Genomic DNA, 16,503 nt, shown 5'->3' on the forward strand with positions numbered 1-16,503 from the left:
CTGCTGATACTCACCTGGCTGGAAGCGGATTTGAGCCAGCTGCAACAGTTCCAGTGGCTTGCCGTAGCAGATGGCATTATCCCGGGTTTTAAAATCAGCCACAGCCGCCGCTGTCTCCACTGCGTTGCGCTTGGTTGGATACGCCCTAACCGAACACTGGGCCGACGTCCGTAATTCGTCAGCAGCCTGGTAATGAATACCTGCTGCCGTAGAAAGCCCTGGCACCCAGCTCATACACTGAAAGGCCCGGAGCTTTTCGGACGCCAGAACGGCACCGCTACCAAGGTGACGCTCCCAGAGACAACGGTACCGGCCTCAGCTGCTGGCCAGGTAGGCTCAGCTCCCAGAGTCCCCAGATTAGCCGCTTCGTAAACGTACCCATTGGGCGCTGTTGGATGAACGCGATCACCTTCACCCAAGGTCAGACCGGTTTCAAAATCGACGCCATAATCGTCCAGAGCGGTCACCAGCAACTGCCCGCTGTAGCCGTTCCATTCCAGCGTATAAGAGCCATCGGTGGACGATTGCGTGGGCGGCAGTAAGTATGGCGGTACGGCATCCAGTGCAATGGCGTAAACGGCGCGGGATACACCTTGACCTTCAATCAACACCGAGCCAGAGAACGTTTTGGCCTCGCCATCGCCACCTTGGCTGTCTCCTGATGTAAATTCGATAGAAGCCTGCCCGGCATCATAGACATAGCCATCAACCCACAGCAGCCCGTTCAGCAATGCCGAGTTCGTGGTTCCAAATGCCACTAATCGATAGACCTCACCCTGCACGATATCAGCCAGCGAAAACCGAATAACATCTGAATCAACGTACAAAATCAGATCCGGCTGAATGGCTGAAATAAACTGCACCACCCACGCAGTTGCATCGCCAGATAAATCAAGATTGTGCTGCAGCTCTACCATGACGACAGGATCAACAGCCAACGTTGCAGTCGGAGCCATAAACACGTCCATTACTGCCAGTCCTCCAGTTCCATGGAGACAATAACTCTGGCGTTACTGGGCAGCGGGGCCATGATGCAGGTCTTACCTGCCAGCTCGAATTCCGACGTCAGCAAATCCCCTCCGCTGTAAATCCGCGGTGAAAAGTCCCGGCCCTGTGAAGTGGACTCAGTAGCCGAGGATTTCGCTAACTGCGGGAAATACAGCAGCATAGGCAGGAGCGAATGCTGCATTTTTGTTTCGTCGTTGGTTGATGTTGACGCCCAAATATCCAGCGCCTGGATCGGCTGATAAACAATAGAATCAGCATTGTCCTCGCCAACGCCATGGTATTGAGCAAACACTGCCGCATTGCCAGCCAAATACCCCGCAGGCACGGCATTGTCATGATCTCGTAAAACACACGCACTGTCATATTGATCCCAACTGCACGATTTATACGAGCCAAGACACCCACCCATTGCAATGAAATTTCCGATTGATGCTGCCGACATATCCCCCAACCCGCGCAAACTACGCGTCGCACCAATCGCGAGACAAGTAATATCGTAGTAATTCCTGTTTTCTTCAGAGTAGATCCATCCTGCCGTTAGTCGAGAAAACCAGAAAATAGCAACATGCTCATTTGCAATTGCCGCCCACCCAGCCGCACCAATTTTATAGAGACCCTGACGATCACTGCGCGACAGCAGAGCACTAATATCGGCAATCGCATACGGGCCGGTGCGACCGTTCACCGGCGTCACAGTGTCCGCCATACCATCCGCAATAAACAGACTGGCCTCGAAATATTCCGAGCTGCTGCCATCGTCAGCAACAACCCCAAATACTCCAGACTCCCCAGCATTCGTGAAAACCACCGCACCACCGTTGGCCCAATCATCCAGCACGACAGACCAGCCAGCGGCTGGTTGAGCGCCATACCCATCAACTAGGACTGCCTTGAAAATATCGTATGCTCCCTGAGCATTGGTTGTCGTGGGGGCTCCGGCATCGTCACCCCGATATAAACGTGGTTGCACTGCCATCAGTCAGCATCTCCCATAAATTCAATTTCAACAGTCTGGTCGGGTAATTTGGTGCTGGATGCCAGCGTGGTACGAATCGCCTCAACAGGTGCAGCAGCGACTTTGGTATTGAATCGAATGGCGTTGCCAGTGATCCAGCCACTGCCAAATCCGGCTGCTAATACGGTGAAGTACGCGGTACCGGTGAAGGGATTAATTGGAGCGCAGTCATTACCAATGGCCTGATCTTCAAGGATGACGCCACGCTGTTCACCGATCACATCGAATACGCTGGCACTGGTAAATCGCAGCTTCCAGCGTTCCTCTACGGCCCCAAGATTGTTCACTTCAAACGGGTATGTCAGAGCGTCGTATTGGGCGACGGAAGTGTCGCCAACCAGTTCGTCTTCAAACTCACCCGAAACGTCGATTTTTTGTTCAAACATGCCCTCGACACGGGCCTGCAGGTCGCCGAATTCCACGACCGCACTGCAGAGCGCGCCCAATGGATAGTCATGGGTCAGATCAGTCATCAGGCTCAACAACCCATCAACCCGAACCCCTGACAGAGCGCAAAGATCTTGCACACGGTGGTAGATCGTCAGTGGCATGGTGAGACTGTTGCCGTCACTGTCTTGAGCGACAAACGGATCAGCCAATGTGACCGTCCCTGCTGACAAATCGATGGTGTACTGAGCGGAATCGAGCGCAGTGCCAGCGGCATCTTTGACACGGATAACCGCCAGATCGGTTCGACCACAGTCGATGATCTGGGCAGCGGTTGGCGTGGATTCCTCCAGCGTGTCGGTATGGTGGATCAGCACCAGGTTACCATTTTTAAACTGGGGGACTTTCCCACTGGCTGGCAGCTTGACCGGGTCCAACCCAATGCGTTCCGGGTCCAGGGAAATGGTGCTGTAGCTGACCGCTGAATACGTTAGCGTTGATAGATACACCGGCTGGCTGAATGACAACGAAACGACGCCTGTCTGATAAGTGACGCTGCCCGAGGCCGAACCATTGCCCACGGTGACGGGAGTGATTTCAAAGGTGTAGCCGGTGCCAGGTACGGTAATTTCTGTAATGGTATCGCCGGTGTCGAATGAGCCGGAGACATTGCCGTCGATATCTGAGGTCGCCGAAATCAGGGCACCATCTGCCACGCGGCGAGCCTGTAGCGTCAGACCACTGGTCCTCAGCGGTGCACCAGAGGTTCTGAATGTTACGTCCGTAATCGGCACCACAGAACTCAAGCGCTTGGCTCCGGCTTTCATAACCACCGCCAGACTACTGATGTAGCTGGATACCTGGCTGTAGTCCAGCTCAATCAGTCCCTCGCTGTAGTTCATGGCACCGACTTGAACACCAGCTGCGGTGCTGGTGTTCCAGCCCCGGTAAATGGCGTCGTCACCCTGGTCAACCAGCTCCAGCCCACCAACAGTGAGCCATTGAGCAGCAGGCATCAAGGCCACCCCAAACGGCACCCGAACGGTCACGTCTGACTGGTCGAGTGAAGTGCTAAACGCCGTGACTGCCGTAGTATCCGGCCAGACCGTCACGCTGATTGTTTGGGACTCCAGCCTGGCCAGCTTATTGATCGTTTCGCTGCTGATCGAACTACCAGCCCGAGTCCATTGCGTGACCGGGCGATAAACCGCGGTTGGATCAAACGTGATTTCGCCGGTGCTGACATCGAAGGTGCCGACGTTAATGTCTTTGCCGTTCACTCGGGTACGAATGACCTGCCCAGCTGCTCGTCCCCAGAACTGCTGAACAAATTGCTCACGGGAGAATTGCTGCTCGCCGTCAATTGTATTGACGATTTCAACGGACATCAGCGCCGAAAACAGGCAGGTCGGCATGATCTCAGCTTGTGTTGCCAAGGTTACTTCTGCGGCGCTGGCAGCAATCACGTTGCCGTAGATCGCGGCTGAACCATCGGCGGTTTGATTGCCCGCGACAGTGACCGATCCGGTCGGCAGCGCACTGGGGACCAGTACGATACCGCCGTCGACCACTTCAGCTGAGCCATTACCAGTCCAACTGCCATCGGTGTTCTGAGTCAGTGAATAGGCAGTGCTGTTGCGTTCCCAGCTGATCGTCAGCGAGCCGTTTTCAGGCGTACCGGTCAGCGGTAGAAACAAGCCCACATCGCCCACATCCGCTGTACCTAACGACTCATAGATATCGGATGCCCAGGTATAAATCAGCGTGCTGTTTTCATCCGGCTCTGACGGCAGCACAAAACTGAGCGAGCCCGTACTGTGGTTCAAGGTGCCGGTGGCTCCATCACCACTCAACGCGCCAGAGCCGTCATCACTGAGCGTGTACCACTCGCCCTGGTAGAGAAATTCAATCCGCAACGTGCCCAGTGCTGGAATGGGCGACAACGTTTGCGTGTAGGTCAATTGGCGGTTTGCGGATGTGATCTCGACCGCACGGGTAAACGGCGGCAGGTTGATGGCCACCCCCGGAGTGAATTCAACCGTAACCGATGCTGAACTGGTCAGCGTGAGATCCAGTCGGGCCAGTGCGGGATAGACGGCCGCACTGCTGAGCTTATCGGTGCCTGATTGCAGCTGCAGTTCATTGCCTGAGTCCGTATATAGAGCCGTGCCGACGGTGACGGTTAATGTGCCGGGTACCCAGGCGACAGGCAGCGTGCGGCTGACTGAGCCGGAAAGACTTCCCAGGGAAATCGTTTGAGACTCACCTGACGCCTGCACCAGTTGCGTCGCAATGCCTGGCACCTGATCGACCAAGGCAACCTCAGACGTTGCCACCGGAATAATCTGGGCCTGAACGGCTTCCACGGATACCGTGGTATCACCCACAGATGCAGCATTTGCCAGCGGTGAAATACCGTAATAGGTCGCTGTGTCTGATGACTGGGTGGTGAATATAGTGGTGGCGTGGCTGGCGATTGGCGTGGGGTCAGAACCCGCAAAGTCTTTCTCCAACGGCTGGCTAATAGAGCAGACGAACTGATAGGCGTAATAGCGCTTATATTCCTGATTCAGCTGATAGACATAGGACTGCCGGGATTCTTCAATATCCGTGATTTGAATAAACTGCCGGTCTGTACCGTCATCGAATGCCAGAATATCGCCAATATTGGGCGCATCGGTTGCGTAATCCGCATAGAGAATGACAGCTCGCTGATCCGCCCGTTGAGTGCCAACTGGCCGCAAGGCGGATTTGGTGCTGATGACGACGTAGCTCTCGATCTGCTCCTGAATATCAGAACGCACGGCGTAATGGTCACCAGACTGGAATAACAGCGTCGAGACGTTGTCAGCTTCCGCATCTTTCATAACCGCCAAACGAGCACCCAACAATTTATCCGTATTGGTTGTCCGAACCGCTGCAAAAAATCGACGCAGGGATACGCCTCCGCGAGCCAGCTCTGTTGAATCAATGTCATCCCAGAGCTGATTAATATCGCTATCTGACAATGGGGTGCCGGTCATCATGCCGCCGCCGTCTGCGTTGTCGGTATTGCGTTCAGCCTGCATCAGCTGCAGGTCTTCATTGGTAATAGCCATGGTTACTCCGCGTCAGGTTCGACGGTAATCAGGTGCAAAGTGAGGGTGTATTCGGTGCTGTCGTCTGGGGTGGTTGTTGGCCAGAGTGGGCTGGACTCGATACCGCCAGCGGCCAAATCAAACTGAACGCTGTGGGTGGTAGTGTCGTTGAGCACCAGTGTCCGTTTGTTGGCGGGGACAGATTCCATTGCCTGCAAAACAGCTAGGTCCGCTCGGGTAATCCAGCCTCCGGTCAATGTGATTGGGCGGCCATAACTGAGTGCCTGGTACTCCAGCACCAGCGCACCGCTGACTGACCACTCTTGTGAGCTGGCGAATGGCTTGAAAGCTGTTTCATCCTGCCAGTAGAGGTTCTCGGGCAATTCGATACCGTCGAGTGTCATAGTCCGGCTCCTCGTTCATAGGCATCTTCGATCATGGCAAGTAGATCGTCTTTATCGCTGGCCAGCACAGCAACGGATCGGGAGCCTAATTCGACAGTCACGGTTTCTACTGAGGTGGTTGTCGCTGTACTGGCACTGGACGAACTGGTACTGCTGGCTGTGGTGGAGGCGGTTTCGGCTGCCTGGGCTTTTTGCTCCTGGCGGATCTGTTCAAGGGTTTTTAATGAGGCTTTATAAGCGGCAACCGCTTCGGTGTTGTTTGCGGCCTGGGCTTCTGCCAATGCTGCAGTTAACTCGGCTTTTTGGGTGTTGTATTGGGATTGTTGATAAGCCGCCGTATCTCCCTGCAGGTTATATAACTGCTCGCGCAGTGAGGTCAGAGTATCAGCGGCTGAATCGCTCATTTGATCCAGCTGGGACTGAGCACTGGCTAATGCTGAGCGCAGGGTGGCCAAATTCTGTGAACCTAGAAGGCTCATATTGTGGATAGCGTTTTGCGCCTGGTTAATAAAGCCTTGAGTGACTGTGTCGCCACTGCTCAAAGCTTCTGTGTATTCGAGGAATTTAATTTTCTGCTGGTTATAGGCGATGACGGTTTCGTTGCTGGCTTTTTGAACGGATGTTGCCCAACGCTCCAAACCGGTCGCGTTGAATATCTTCTGGCTGTCGAGCCCCAGTGTGCCGATCGCATCGCTGGCAGCATCAATACCGGCTTTCAACTGTTCCAATTCAGTTACAACCGGTTGGGCATCAATACTGAGTTTGCTTTCAAACAGGTATTTGGCTTCGTCAGAAAGCTCGGCCATAGAGGCTTTGATATTGTCCAGCCAGCCTGCAATTTCAACAGCTCCAGCTTGTAAATTTAACTGCGCAGCCTGCAGGGCGCTGCCCAGATTACGACCAGAGTCTGCGGTGTTATTCATGGAATCTTCCAGAACGATCACCTTGCTGGCGGCGTCAGTCGCTTCAGTTTTCAGACCGCTGATTTTGTCGGTAACACCATATATTTCTGCTTGAACCTGAATCGTGGCATCTGCAACACCTTTATTAGCGGCGATCGCTTTTTCAGCATATGCGGTAAATGCGTCTCCGATATCGGTTAGTGACGCGCCGCTATTACGAATAACCTCAAACGCAGCCTTGGCATCTGCAGCCTGTTGTTCCAATACGGCCTGGCTGGTTTTACCCAGTGTTGCCCAGGCGTCGGCAACGGACTGCAAACCCGGGATCGATTGTTCAATGGTGGTTTGCTGCTCTTTTAGCTGGATATTCAGCCGTTGAACGGAGTCAGCTGATAATTTGCCTGCTTCGGCGAGTGCGGAAACTTCATCCTTAAACTTCTGAACATCCGCCTGCGTCTGGGCATTTGAAAACCCTTTTGCCAACGCCTGCTCAATCACAGAGCCTTGTTGTTCGGCAGTTAATCCAGTCTGAGTCAGACCTGATTGCAAATTCGCCAAGTTTTGCAGTGCAGCGGTTGTGGCCGGCGTTACTTTTCCTAATGCTTGTTCTGCATTCAGACCCAGATTTGTCAGCGCAGCAGTAACCACCGTGTTTGAATATTCGGCCAGTTGCTGAGCGGATAACAAACCGCTTTCAAACGCGGATTGCAGCGAAAACTGAAATAGCCCCAAGTCGGTCGCATTGAGTTTGGTTATCCATTCCGTAATATCGTTATCAATGCCGTTGATACTGGTACGGGCTTCGTCCAACCCCTGAATAAATCCGGCCATGGCCGACGGGCCGTCTGTCAGGGCCGCTTTTAATTGTGTATCCAGTACGTCGGCCAGATCACTCCCTGCGGTTTTGGCATCATCCAGCGCCTTTTTGGTGCTTGCTAGGGTTGTGTTCAGCGAATTCCAGTCTACTTTCTGGCTACTCAGTGCAGCAGCTGCTTCAGCAGTTCGTTCAGCCAAAAGGCGGGCCGCTTCTGCAGCTGTGACGTAACTGGCTGTCTGCTTATCGATAACGATGGTGCCAGCCCTGAGGGCTGCATCCAGATCAGACATGTTTTTGACCAGTACGCCGGTTTCTTCGCTGATTTTTGCATAGCGATCGGCCAGCTCTTTCTGCGAATCCGCCAGATCCCGATTAACCTGGTCAAGGCGCTCTGTCGCATCCTGCAGGTCACCGTAGGCACTGGCCAGGTTAATCGCCTGAGTAATGGTGTACGTCAGCACCGCGATCGGTATTGCCTTGGTCAGGAGCGCCATGGCACCGGCCGCCAGGCCTGTTGTAGTGGTCAATGCGGTTACGGCTGGCACTGCCTGTAACAGCATCGATGAGCTGATAGCGATACCTGCAGTTGCAGCCAGGCTGGCAATGTTATCCAGATTACCGGCAATGCCGTTCAGCGCATCAATGGCTAACTGGCTGACGCCAGTGGTCTTGTCCATTTCACCCAGGAATATTTGCCATTCGTTGGCCATATGATTGGCAGCCCGGGCAACCGTTTCTGGCATTTGACTGAATTCATTGTCAATCGCAGCAGCTTGTTCTTGCAGGGCCTTGACCACGGTTTCCGTCGTCAGCTTGCCTTCTTCAGCCATGCTGCGGAGTTCACCAATGGTTACACCCAGGGAGTCTATCAGGGCCTGCACCAAGCGCGGTGATTGCTCCATCACTGAATTGAATTCATCGCCGCGCAACACACCAGATGATAGCGCTTGAGCTAACTGGGTCACCGAGGCATCAGCTTCCTGGGCGGATGCACCGGACACAATGAAGCTCTTACTGATGGTGTCGGTTAACTGGGCGACCTCTTCCTGGCTGGTTTTGAGTTCACGCGTTGCCCGATACAGTTTGGTGTAAAGATTGCCGACGGATTCCAGCGCGGTACCGGTCGAGTTTGCCGTATCTCGAACGTCTGCCAACCCCTGGTTAAATGCCGCACCTTCACCCACCGCCAGTTTCAGGCGCGATGTCAGGTTGGTATAGCCATCAGTAATCCGGCTCAACTCAACCAGCATCTGGCTGCCGATATCGATCAAAAATACCTGTTGCACCAGATTACGCATGGTGGCCAGTTCGGTCGAAATCGACTGCACACCGGCACTGATTTTCTGATGCGATCGACTGGTGTCGTCAGCGGCCGTTGAGGTTTGCTTCAGAGCGACGGTTTGAGCATTGAGGCGGGCCACCAACGATTGCTGCTGAACATCCAATTGTTTGGAGGTTCTGGCGAGTTCCAGCTGACGGTTAGACAAATCCTCGGTGTTGATTCCAGCCTGATTGAGTTTGGCGGTCAGTGCTGTTACCGCCGTCTGGTTACGCTGATAAGCGGCGGCGGCGTCTTTGGCGACCTGCTCCGAGCGTTCCAGCGCAGCAGCTTGTTCTTTGGTTGGTGAGTTCGCGGAATCAAACGCCTGGCCCAGTGCTTTGGCCTGGGATTCCGCCTGGTCCATCGCGATACGGGATTTGTCTGTGGCTTGCTGCAGCTGCAACAGTGTTGCAATCATGGACTGCTGCTGACCCGCTGCCTGCATGGCATCTGCCAACTGACCGATTTCAGATTCCAGCTGCGTGGTTTCAATACCGGCTGACTGCAGTTGTTCTATGGTCGATTCGGTGTCCGATCGCAAACGCTGACCGGCAACCACCATGGCATTGGCGGTACGTTGGGCAGTCGCTGCCAGTTGTTCCTGGCTGACCGCAGCGCGTTCGTAGTCTGATGCGGAGGCGCCAACTTCTTCGGCTGTCGTTTGGATTTTCTGTTTGAGTCCCTCAGACGCAGTGGCCAAATCGGACGCCTGTTGCGACAGGTCGTTCTGTTGCTGACGCAAGTTGCGACTGCTGACACCGGCATCTTGCATGGCTGCTCGCAGCTGCTGCAGTTTCAGCTGGTTTTCCTGATATGCATCGGATGCTGCGCGGGTGGTGTTGCGGGAACGTTCAAATTCCTGAGTTTGTTTTTTGGTTGGGGCTTCGGTGGATTTCAGCGCAATCGCCAGGTCTTTGGTCTTTTTCTGCGCGGCGTCCAGAGCATCTTTGGCGTCGTTGGTCTTGCTGCGCAAATCAACAAACTGATCGACCAGTTTTTGCTGCTGGCTCACCTCGCGCATAGCATCTGACAGCTGCTGTGCTTCTTCTTCAAACGCCGCTGTTTCAACACCTGCATCGCGCAGCGCATCCGATACCGAGCGAATGTTCTCAAGGCCGGTTTGTGCTATTTTTAGGGCTAACGCGACTTCAAGGTTTTTACCAGTCATGCTTTACGCTCGCTTGTTTCTGTTCGGTCTGTTGCTTGTTGTAATCGGTGGCACTAGTGGCATTGGCTTCATTGCCAAGGCCGGTGCGGTACTGGTTGTTGCGGCGTTTGTGGTCGCCGGGCTTGGATTGATATCCCCCGCGCTGCGAGGCCGTTAATCGCGCGTTTCACCTTCAAAAAAGGGCCGAATGTCGGCCCTTTTTTTATGCAGTTAATAGTGGCGTCCTTGCCGTTACTGCTTCCTTTACCCACAGGCACCACTGACCAGTCCATGGTCAGCTCAGGGGTCAGCGTTGACTGATCTTGTAGTACTTACTGATGCCTGAGCCGGTTTTGCTGTTGTCTTTGGCCACCGTGGCCGAGAACGGCACACCACCGAAACCGTCAGCGATCAGTGCCATTTCACCGGCCACTGCTGGCTGCACTTTGAAGAACTCAATCACTTGCGGTGTCGCATCTGCAGCGTCGGCTTCGTTCATGCCACCAAACACCACTTCCAGTTCCTGGGCGGATTCTGTCAGTGCCTGGATGACGTCGTATTCCGGGTTGCTGTAGCTGACCAGCAAGGCCGTGTCGTCGGCGATGTTGCCGCTGGCCAGAATGAAGATGCCTTCTGGACGCACTTCATAGTCGGTGCCTTCCACGTAGGTGGTTCCAGCCGGATCGGACGTTACGACGACAGAGTCAGGTTCAATGGCTGCCAGCATCAGCAGCCCACCGGCTTTGGCGGTATGGCTTTCATCGGTGACGGTGCCACTGGCAACTGTGGTATTGGCGCCGCGCAGCAGCCAGCTGAGGTTTTGACGGTTCCAGTCGTATACTGTGGCGCTCATGCTCACCGATTGGATCTGACGCGACTCTGCATAGGTTCCGCCGCCCGGGCGGTTGTCGCCGAGGGTTTGCACGTCTTCTTCGTGAGCAATGCTCAGCTCGCCGACGTTTCCCAACTCAACCAAAGCATCGGTGGTGCCTGCCTTGCGGGCGTAAACGTTGCCGCGGCCTTTATAAGGGCGGAATGTTTTGGTGGTGGTAGCCATTACTTGCTCTCCTGAGTGGTGGTTTTGGCGGAATCAGCAGCCGCGTCTTCATCCGGCTTTACAACACCGTTAGCCTGCAACCAGGCTGCGGTTTCGAGGCTGACGGTCAATTTGGCACCGGCTGGGTAGTCTTTGCCCTGGTGCTTGTGTGCTGCTGCCAGCGTGACGGTTGTGGTGGCTGATGTAGTGCTCTTGGTAGCCATAAATTCCCCCTGTTAGCGGTTGGCGTGTACGATGGTTTCAACAATGAATGCGACTGGCAGATAGAAGCAGGCGCTGGTTTTCGCCGGAGCTGGCGGTGTTGCCAGCTCCATCGGGCCATTGGCGCTGGGTGGTCGCCAGCCCATCAGGCCTGGCCGAATCACATCGACATGCTCGGTGGCGGTTTCGATGGCTTCGGTACTGTCACCCCGGCGCTCTGCACTGACGACAACAACGATCAACCAGCTATCAGCCAGCCGGGCAACGCGGTGATCCGGGCGGCGGCTTTCCTGCACCTTGCCGCCCTGATAAATCACATGCACGCACGGCGTTGGCATTTCATCTTCCCGCACACCCATTAGGTCATCGGTTGTGAGCACCCGTACCGTTTTCGGCAGCAGCTGCTCCAGTCGAGCGACAATCTCGGCTTGTACGGCTGACAGCATCAGTAACCACCCCAATCAAACGCGGATGGCCGGGCTTTCACTGTCATACGACCTGGCTGGTCGGGTGTGCTTGGCTGCTGGTAATCCAGTGAGGCCACTCCCTTGGCCAAATCGCGCAAATAGTTTTCAGCCTGTGCAACCAACGCTTTCAGCTCGTCTGATCGACCTGCGCCATACAGTCGGCCCAGGGCGATGGTGGCCACCGCATTGGGTAAACCCGTGTTGCTGTAGTGCTCGGCAGCCAGCGGGATCAACTCGCGGTAACGCTGATTCAGATAGCTGTCGGCATAGCGGCTGACGGACTCCAGATACTGCTCCAGACGTGTGATAGCCGCCTGGCCTTCGGCCAGTACATCTGCCTCAACTGCAGGAGTTTCACCGGCTGCAAGGTGCTGCAGCAGATCGCCATCAACTGACCGGTGCGAGCTGCTGCGGCGGGCCAGTTCAGACCAGCCGTTTACAGCCACATCAGCGAGTTGTTGCAGGCTTGCGTATGCCGTCATGGTCAGCTCCTGTTCCTGGATCAGCGCAAAATGCGGATCAGATCACCGCTGGCAGCCGCCGCATCCAGTGCCAGGCCGTTGGCAATACCAGTGTCCAGCGTGATGGCCAGACCATTGGCATCGGATTCAACCTGAGCACCTACAGCAACAGCGGCACCAGCTTCAACGATGATCAGGCCCTGCGCATTCACAGATGCCTGCTCACCTGCAGCGACGTCGTATTCGCCGATGCCAGCTGCCAGCGCACCGGCGGCACAAACGTCGCCATCAGCGCCGATAAAACGGTTACGGGTCAGGTCGGCAGCAGCGGTCATGGAGATGACCAGAATTGGGTGATGAGTGAGTGCCATTATTCAGCTCCTTCTTCGGAATCAGCTTCGGCTGTCACCAGAGTGACCAGGCGACGAGACTGCATGGATTTGGCCTGCTCTGCAGTCAGCTCGATTGGCTGGCCAGGCAGGTACTTGTCGCCGTCGTGCAGCAGTGGCTCCAGCGCCTGATACTGTTGCCGGTCTGGCATGGTTTTCGGTTTGGCTGCGGCCATGGTCTGCTCCTATTGAGAGGTGAGGACAACCAACGCTTAATCAGCGTTGGTATCTGAGATCAGGTAACCGGCGGTGGCTCCCAGCAGGTACGGGCGGTAAATATCGGTCTGGCGGACCAACTCGATCTTGCCGTCTTCGGTTCGTGAATCCATGACCAGCCCGCCTTTACGGCGCAGGGTGTAACCGAACGACGGCTCGTACAGGCTACGCTCCATGTTGGCCTGTGCTTTCGGTACATAGGCCAGCACAATGTTGTCGGACCACAGGTCGCTGACAGTGGTAGCGGCATCGGGTGCCCAGACTGCTTTGCCGATAAGGATGTTTTCGATCTCGAAAATATCCTGCAGGTCTTCCAGGCGAACCAGACGTTTGGTAGCGGTAGACAACAGTTCACGGATCTTCGGATGGCGCTTGAGCACCTTCCAGGATGACGGGCCAATCACCATGGTGTTGGCATCTTTAGCGATGGCCTTGCGGATGGACTCTTTACCATCGTCCACCACGCCCTCCGGATCGGAGTTGGTGCCGTCGGTAAACTGGCTAGTACCGCTCAGAGTGATCTTGTTACTGGCCGCGTAGTTGGCCGGGTTCTGGGCCATATCGGCGCAGTACTTTTCACGGCGCAGCTGAATGCCCTGGGTGACCATATTGGTGCCGTGAGCGCGCATCGGAAATGCTGACTCTGACTCTTCCCGGTAGTCGATCGGGTATTCCAAATCATGTTCATCCAGTACGACATCCACCGAACCAACGTCAGATGGTTGAATGCGGTTGGACTTGGCACGCAGAGCACGCTCGGTACTGTAGATACGGAAGTGGTCCATGCCGAATTTCGGGATCTTGCCGCCTTCCTTGTCGGTTTCTACCAGAGGGAACAGCGCTTCAGCGGCACCGAACATATTGTTGCCGTAGCCGATGGCGAGCTGGGTCAGTACCGGATCGACGAGGCGCAGATTGGATAAACGAGACATAGTGCTCTCCTGATGAGTGTTAGGTTGCTGAGCGGTCAGTTACTTGTTGGCCGCTTACTTGTTACCAACGGCATGTGCGGCAGTGACGTAATCCACGCTGTGCTTCTTCATGTGCGCGCGGATCTTCTTGTCCAGGGCAATGGCATCCGGATCAGTGCCTTCGGCGTAACTGATGGTTTCGTCGTCTTCGTCACCCTGGGCAGCCTTGTCTTTGGTGGCGTGCTCGCCAAACTCGACGCGCTGGGGCAGCTGCTCCAGCATTTCAGTAACGGCGGCGTGCAGCGGCTTGGCATCGGTGCCTTCGCCAAACTCCACAGGCTTGTCGGCATCACCAGCCGGCTGTTGCAGTTGAGTCAGTACAGCGGCGATCAGGGGCACATGGTCTTTGCCGATGCGGGTATCAGTGGCCAGCTTTTCAGCAAAGGCGACGTTGTCGGCATGGGCACGATCGGCACTTTCTTTGGCCCGCGCGGTGCGCTCATCGGCCAGCAGCTTGTCGCGGGCAGCCAGATCGGCAGTCAGTTGGTCGTTTTGCGCTTTGAGCGCGGCGGCTTCTTCTGGGGTCACGGTGGTGTCCTCTGTGGTGGTGTCGGCTTCGGAAAATTCGACGGTGATAAAGTCGTCTGTGGTTTCGCCTTCGGAGAACTCTGGATTGCGAAGGCCTTTAATGGCCGGTGGTTGCGCGCCGAGAAAACCCACATGGCGCAGGTAATACACACCCGGTACCGGGTTGGCTTTGGCGTTGGGGTGGTAAAACGAGGCCGATACCTTTTTAAAGGCACCCGATTCATGCAGCTCGGCAAAGTCCGGGTTGATCTGGTGAGGGATGGCGGTCAAGCCGTCTTCTGCAAACTCCAACGCCTGCACCCAGCCATAGGCGGGTGCGTCGTGACGTGGATGGCCAATAACCAAGGGCGCTTCGTGTTTGGCCGGGTCATAAGCAGCAGCGCTGGCTTGCAGATCGGCTTCGCCAAACTGCAGATCGGCGCCTGCCATGCTGGTGTGTTGGCCTGGAACAAAGAGATGAATATTGGGGCGGTTGGACTTTGGCATGGGGCTTCACCTTGATTGATGAAGCCATGATGCGGCGGGCGTTGGGGTGTGGTCTTATAAAGGGGTTTACAAGTTTTTTGCTTAATTGAGCTCAGGTGTCTTTATGCCAATTGCATGTTTAACGAAAACAGAGGAGCGATTGCTATCCTTTGAGTTTTCATCAGATGAATGGAAAAAACTTAAACGTGAATATCAGGGGATGGGAATCTATATGAAATGCTGCAATGCCCCAGCCATCCCCAAAACGAGCAAGAATGGAGTTCAATTTTTCGCACACAAGGTTAACTCGTGCGGGACAGGTTCGGAATCAGAAGCACATATTCGATGCAAAGAGCTAATCGTAATTGGTGCAAGAAAAGCTGGTTGGGAAGCAGAACCAGAAGAACCAGGACAGGATCAAATGGGCAATAAATGGGTTGCGGATGTTCTGTGTTCGCGGCGAAGCGCGAAAGTAGCCTTTGAAGTCCAACTTGCACGCCAATCTCTTGAAAACTTTGTCCACAGAACCAACCGGTATAAAAATTCTGGGGTTAGGTGTCTATGGTTTGTGGAGCGAAAACCAAAAGTTAACGTGATTTATCAATCGATGATCCGAGATTCTGGAGGCCACTATCCAGATCGAGAAAGCTTGCCTGTTTTTTCTATCGATGTTTCAGATGTAAAGAACCCCTTCGTATTTTTCCCATGGGTCATGGGGGATGGCCCATACGAAATCCCTTTAAAAGACTTCATTCGGGGGGCTTTGTCTGGAAACCTAACATTTAAAGATGGGCGTTGGCGATGGATGGACTGTTACCAACCTCCGCTAATTTGAGAAAGTTAGAAGATCGTTTTATATCGTTTCTGAGGAACATATTACGATTGCAATTAATTCAGAAAAGAGTAACTTCGCAGCTGAACCGTGTCGGGCCGAAAGCCCGGTGCTGCAGCGGAAGCTGCATTCCTTTGTACGAAACCAAGAGGATGCCCCATGGCAGACATAAACACGCCCGCAGTTTATTCCCCATACTTTTCTACCCTTCACGATGAACAAGCGCCAGTTGGAAACATTGGTCGAGGCTGTCATTACTCGGTGCTTCAATGTGCTGAGTGGTTTGACGTCATGAACCAACCAGTCAAAGAAGCTCAACTTCACCGCTTCGGTATTATCTGGGATGAGGATCACGACGAGCGGATCATCCTCGTTATCGAACGTATGTATCTGGAAGGTCTGTTGGCCCCGGTGCAGTTTATTGGAGAAAGAAAAGCTTTTTTGACCGTAATTGTGGCCGCCAAGTTTTTTTATGGATGGCAACCTGAAGAAATTGAAGCGTACAAAACCAAAATAGAAAAAATCGCATCTAATGTGGACTGGGATCACTGGCAGGTCGATCTTGGCTACTTTGACAGAACAGACCCATTGAATGTTGGTTACTATGCACAAACTGAATTAGAAGGAATAATCGCAGACCAGGAATATAACGTGCAAACTTACCTCAGGAATATCGATAACTTATGGTCACTTGGAACAACCGATCACAAAGCGGCTAGTTCTAGTTATAGAAATCCCAACATGCCAGTTCCTCCTGCAGAGGCAGTCCCTCCAGTAATTACTCGTAACCCCCAGCCCTGACGCGTCATGACGCACCTTGCTGCCGTTTTTGGGCGTT

Annotated in this window: 16 protein-coding genes; 3 read left to right on the top strand and 13 right to left on the bottom strand. The window is 54.4% G+C overall.

Features of this window, described 5'->3' with window-relative positions; translation table 11 throughout:
* Positions 1 to 230: 230 nt before the first annotated feature.
* Genes K6123_RS18255 through K6123_RS18275 form a run of 5 tightly spaced genes read right to left on the bottom strand, consistent with a single transcriptional unit; the run spans position 231 to position 10,099 of the window.
* Positions 231 to 968: a hypothetical protein gene (locus K6123_RS18255; protein WP_221800425.1), complete on the bottom strand. Its 738-nt coding sequence runs from the start codon at positions 966 to 968 to the stop codon at positions 231 to 233.
* A complete protein-coding gene (locus K6123_RS18260) occupies positions 968 to 1,984 on the bottom strand; it encodes a hypothetical protein (protein ID WP_221800427.1) in 1,017 nt (338 codons plus the stop codon). The genes K6123_RS18255 and K6123_RS18260 overlap by 1 nt, the downstream gene beginning before the upstream one ends.
* Complete coding sequence (locus K6123_RS18265) at positions 1,984 to 5,508, bottom strand: hypothetical protein (protein ID WP_221800429.1); 3,525 nt, start codon at positions 5,506 to 5,508, stop codon at positions 1,984 to 1,986. The genes K6123_RS18260 and K6123_RS18265 overlap by 1 nt, the downstream gene beginning before the upstream one ends.
* Positions 5,509 to 5,510: 2 nt before the next feature.
* Positions 5,511 to 5,891, bottom strand: coding sequence for a hypothetical protein (locus tag K6123_RS18270; RefSeq protein ID WP_221800431.1), 381 nt, complete (start codon positions 5,889 to 5,891; stop codon positions 5,511 to 5,513).
* Positions 5,888 to 10,099, bottom strand: coding sequence for a tape measure protein (locus K6123_RS18275; RefSeq protein WP_221800433.1), 4,212 nt, complete (start codon positions 10,097 to 10,099; stop codon positions 5,888 to 5,890). The genes K6123_RS18270 and K6123_RS18275 overlap by 4 nt, the downstream gene beginning before the upstream one ends.
* On the opposite strand from K6123_RS18275, the gene K6123_RS18280 reads away from it, so the two are divergent.
* Positions 10,098 to 10,256 (top strand): hypothetical protein, encoded by a 159-nt coding sequence (locus K6123_RS18280; RefSeq protein WP_221800435.1) that lies wholly within the window; start codon positions 10,098 to 10,100, stop codon positions 10,254 to 10,256. The genes K6123_RS18275 and K6123_RS18280 overlap by 2 nt on opposite strands.
* Before the next feature lie 129 nt (positions 10,257 to 10,385).
* Here K6123_RS18280 and K6123_RS18285 read toward each other — a convergent pair whose 3' ends face one another.
* The 8 genes from K6123_RS18285 to K6123_RS18320 are packed head-to-tail and all read right to left on the bottom strand — an operon-like array spanning position 10,386 to position 14,854.
* Entirely contained in the window at positions 10,386 to 11,135 is a 750-nt protein-coding gene (locus K6123_RS18285; protein WP_221800437.1) for a phage tail tube protein, read from the bottom strand.
* Complete coding sequence (locus K6123_RS18290; RefSeq protein ID WP_221800439.1) at positions 11,135 to 11,338, bottom strand: DUF7210 family protein; 204 nt, start codon at positions 11,336 to 11,338, stop codon at positions 11,135 to 11,137. Before K6123_RS18290 ends, K6123_RS18285 begins: the two co-directional genes overlap by 1 nt.
* Before the next feature lie 12 nt (positions 11,339 to 11,350).
* Positions 11,351 to 11,782, bottom strand: coding sequence for a phage tail terminator protein (locus K6123_RS18295; protein WP_221800442.1), 432 nt, complete (start codon positions 11,780 to 11,782; stop codon positions 11,351 to 11,353).
* A complete protein-coding gene (locus tag K6123_RS18300; protein WP_221800444.1) occupies positions 11,782 to 12,285 on the bottom strand; it encodes a phage protein Gp36 family protein in 504 nt (167 codons plus the stop codon). Before K6123_RS18300 ends, K6123_RS18295 begins: the two co-directional genes overlap by 1 nt.
* A 20-nt stretch (positions 12,286 to 12,305) precedes the next feature.
* Entirely contained in the window at positions 12,306 to 12,635 is a 330-nt protein-coding gene (locus tag K6123_RS18305; RefSeq protein ID WP_221800446.1) for a capsid cement protein, read from the bottom strand.
* A complete protein-coding gene (locus K6123_RS18310) occupies positions 12,635 to 12,829 on the bottom strand; it encodes a DUF7210 family protein (protein ID WP_221800448.1) in 195 nt (64 codons plus the stop codon). Before K6123_RS18310 ends, K6123_RS18305 begins: the two co-directional genes overlap by 1 nt.
* Before the next feature lie 36 nt (positions 12,830 to 12,865).
* Complete coding sequence (locus tag K6123_RS18315; RefSeq protein ID WP_221800450.1) at positions 12,866 to 13,801, bottom strand: major capsid protein; 936 nt, start codon at positions 13,799 to 13,801, stop codon at positions 12,866 to 12,868.
* 54 nt (positions 13,802 to 13,855) lie between these two features.
* On the bottom strand, positions 13,856 to 14,854 hold the full coding sequence (locus K6123_RS18320; protein WP_221800452.1) for a hypothetical protein: 999 nt from the start codon (positions 14,852 to 14,854) through the stop codon (positions 13,856 to 13,858).
* Between the two features lie 103 nt (positions 14,855 to 14,957).
* Between K6123_RS18320 and K6123_RS18325 the strand changes: the two genes are divergently transcribed.
* A complete protein-coding gene (locus K6123_RS18325) occupies positions 14,958 to 15,668 on the top strand; it encodes a competence protein CoiA (RefSeq protein ID WP_221800454.1) in 711 nt (236 codons plus the stop codon).
* A gap of 156 nt (positions 15,669 to 15,824) precedes the next feature.
* Positions 15,825 to 16,466, top strand: coding sequence for a hypothetical protein (locus tag K6123_RS18330; protein WP_221800456.1), 642 nt, complete (start codon positions 15,825 to 15,827; stop codon positions 16,464 to 16,466).
* Positions 16,467 to 16,503: the final 37 nt, after the last annotated feature.

Source organism: Oceanobacter mangrovi, from assembly GCF_019740315.1.
GTDB lineage: Bacteria > Pseudomonadota > Gammaproteobacteria > Pseudomonadales > Oceanobacteraceae > Oceanobacter > Oceanobacter mangrovi.

Coding starts and splice junctions, on each gene's coding strand:
- K6123_RS18255 (WP_221800425.1), bottom strand. CDS start 968: ATGGACGTGTTTATGGCTCCGACTGCAACGTTGGCTGTTGATCCTGTC.
- K6123_RS18260 (WP_221800427.1), bottom strand. CDS start 1,984: ATGGCAGTGCAACCACGTTTATATCGGGGTGACGATGCCGGAGCCCCC.
- K6123_RS18265 (WP_221800429.1), bottom strand. CDS start 5,508: ATGGCTATTACCAATGAAGACCTGCAGCTGATGCAGGCTGAACGCAAT.
- K6123_RS18270 (WP_221800431.1), bottom strand. CDS start 5,891: ATGACACTCGACGGTATCGAATTGCCCGAGAACCTCTACTGGCAGGAT.
- K6123_RS18280 (WP_221800435.1), top strand. CDS start 10,098: ATGCTTTACGCTCGCTTGTTTCTGTTCGGTCTGTTGCTTGTTGTAATC.
- K6123_RS18275 (WP_221800433.1), bottom strand. CDS start 10,099: ATGACTGGTAAAAACCTTGAAGTCGCGTTAGCCCTAAAAATAGCACAA.
- K6123_RS18285 (WP_221800437.1), bottom strand. CDS start 11,135: ATGGCTACCACCACCAAAACATTCCGCCCTTATAAAGGCCGCGGCAAC.
- K6123_RS18290 (WP_221800439.1), bottom strand. CDS start 11,338: ATGGCTACCAAGAGCACTACATCAGCCACCACAACCGTCACGCTGGCA.
- K6123_RS18295 (WP_221800442.1), bottom strand. CDS start 11,782: ATGCTGTCAGCCGTACAAGCCGAGATTGTCGCTCGACTGGAGCAGCTG.
- K6123_RS18300 (WP_221800444.1), bottom strand. CDS start 12,285: ATGACGGCATACGCAAGCCTGCAACAACTCGCTGATGTGGCTGTAAAC.
- K6123_RS18305 (WP_221800446.1), bottom strand. CDS start 12,635: ATGGCACTCACTCATCACCCAATTCTGGTCATCTCCATGACCGCTGCT.
- K6123_RS18310 (WP_221800448.1), bottom strand. CDS start 12,829: ATGGCCGCAGCCAAACCGAAAACCATGCCAGACCGGCAACAGTATCAG.
- K6123_RS18315 (WP_221800450.1), bottom strand. CDS start 13,801: ATGTCTCGTTTATCCAATCTGCGCCTCGTCGATCCGGTACTGACCCAG.
- K6123_RS18320 (WP_221800452.1), bottom strand. CDS start 14,854: ATGCCAAAGTCCAACCGCCCCAATATTCATCTCTTTGTTCCAGGCCAA.
- K6123_RS18325 (WP_221800454.1), top strand. CDS start 14,958: ATGCCAATTGCATGTTTAACGAAAACAGAGGAGCGATTGCTATCCTTT.
- K6123_RS18330 (WP_221800456.1), top strand. CDS start 15,825: ATGGCAGACATAAACACGCCCGCAGTTTATTCCCCATACTTTTCTACC.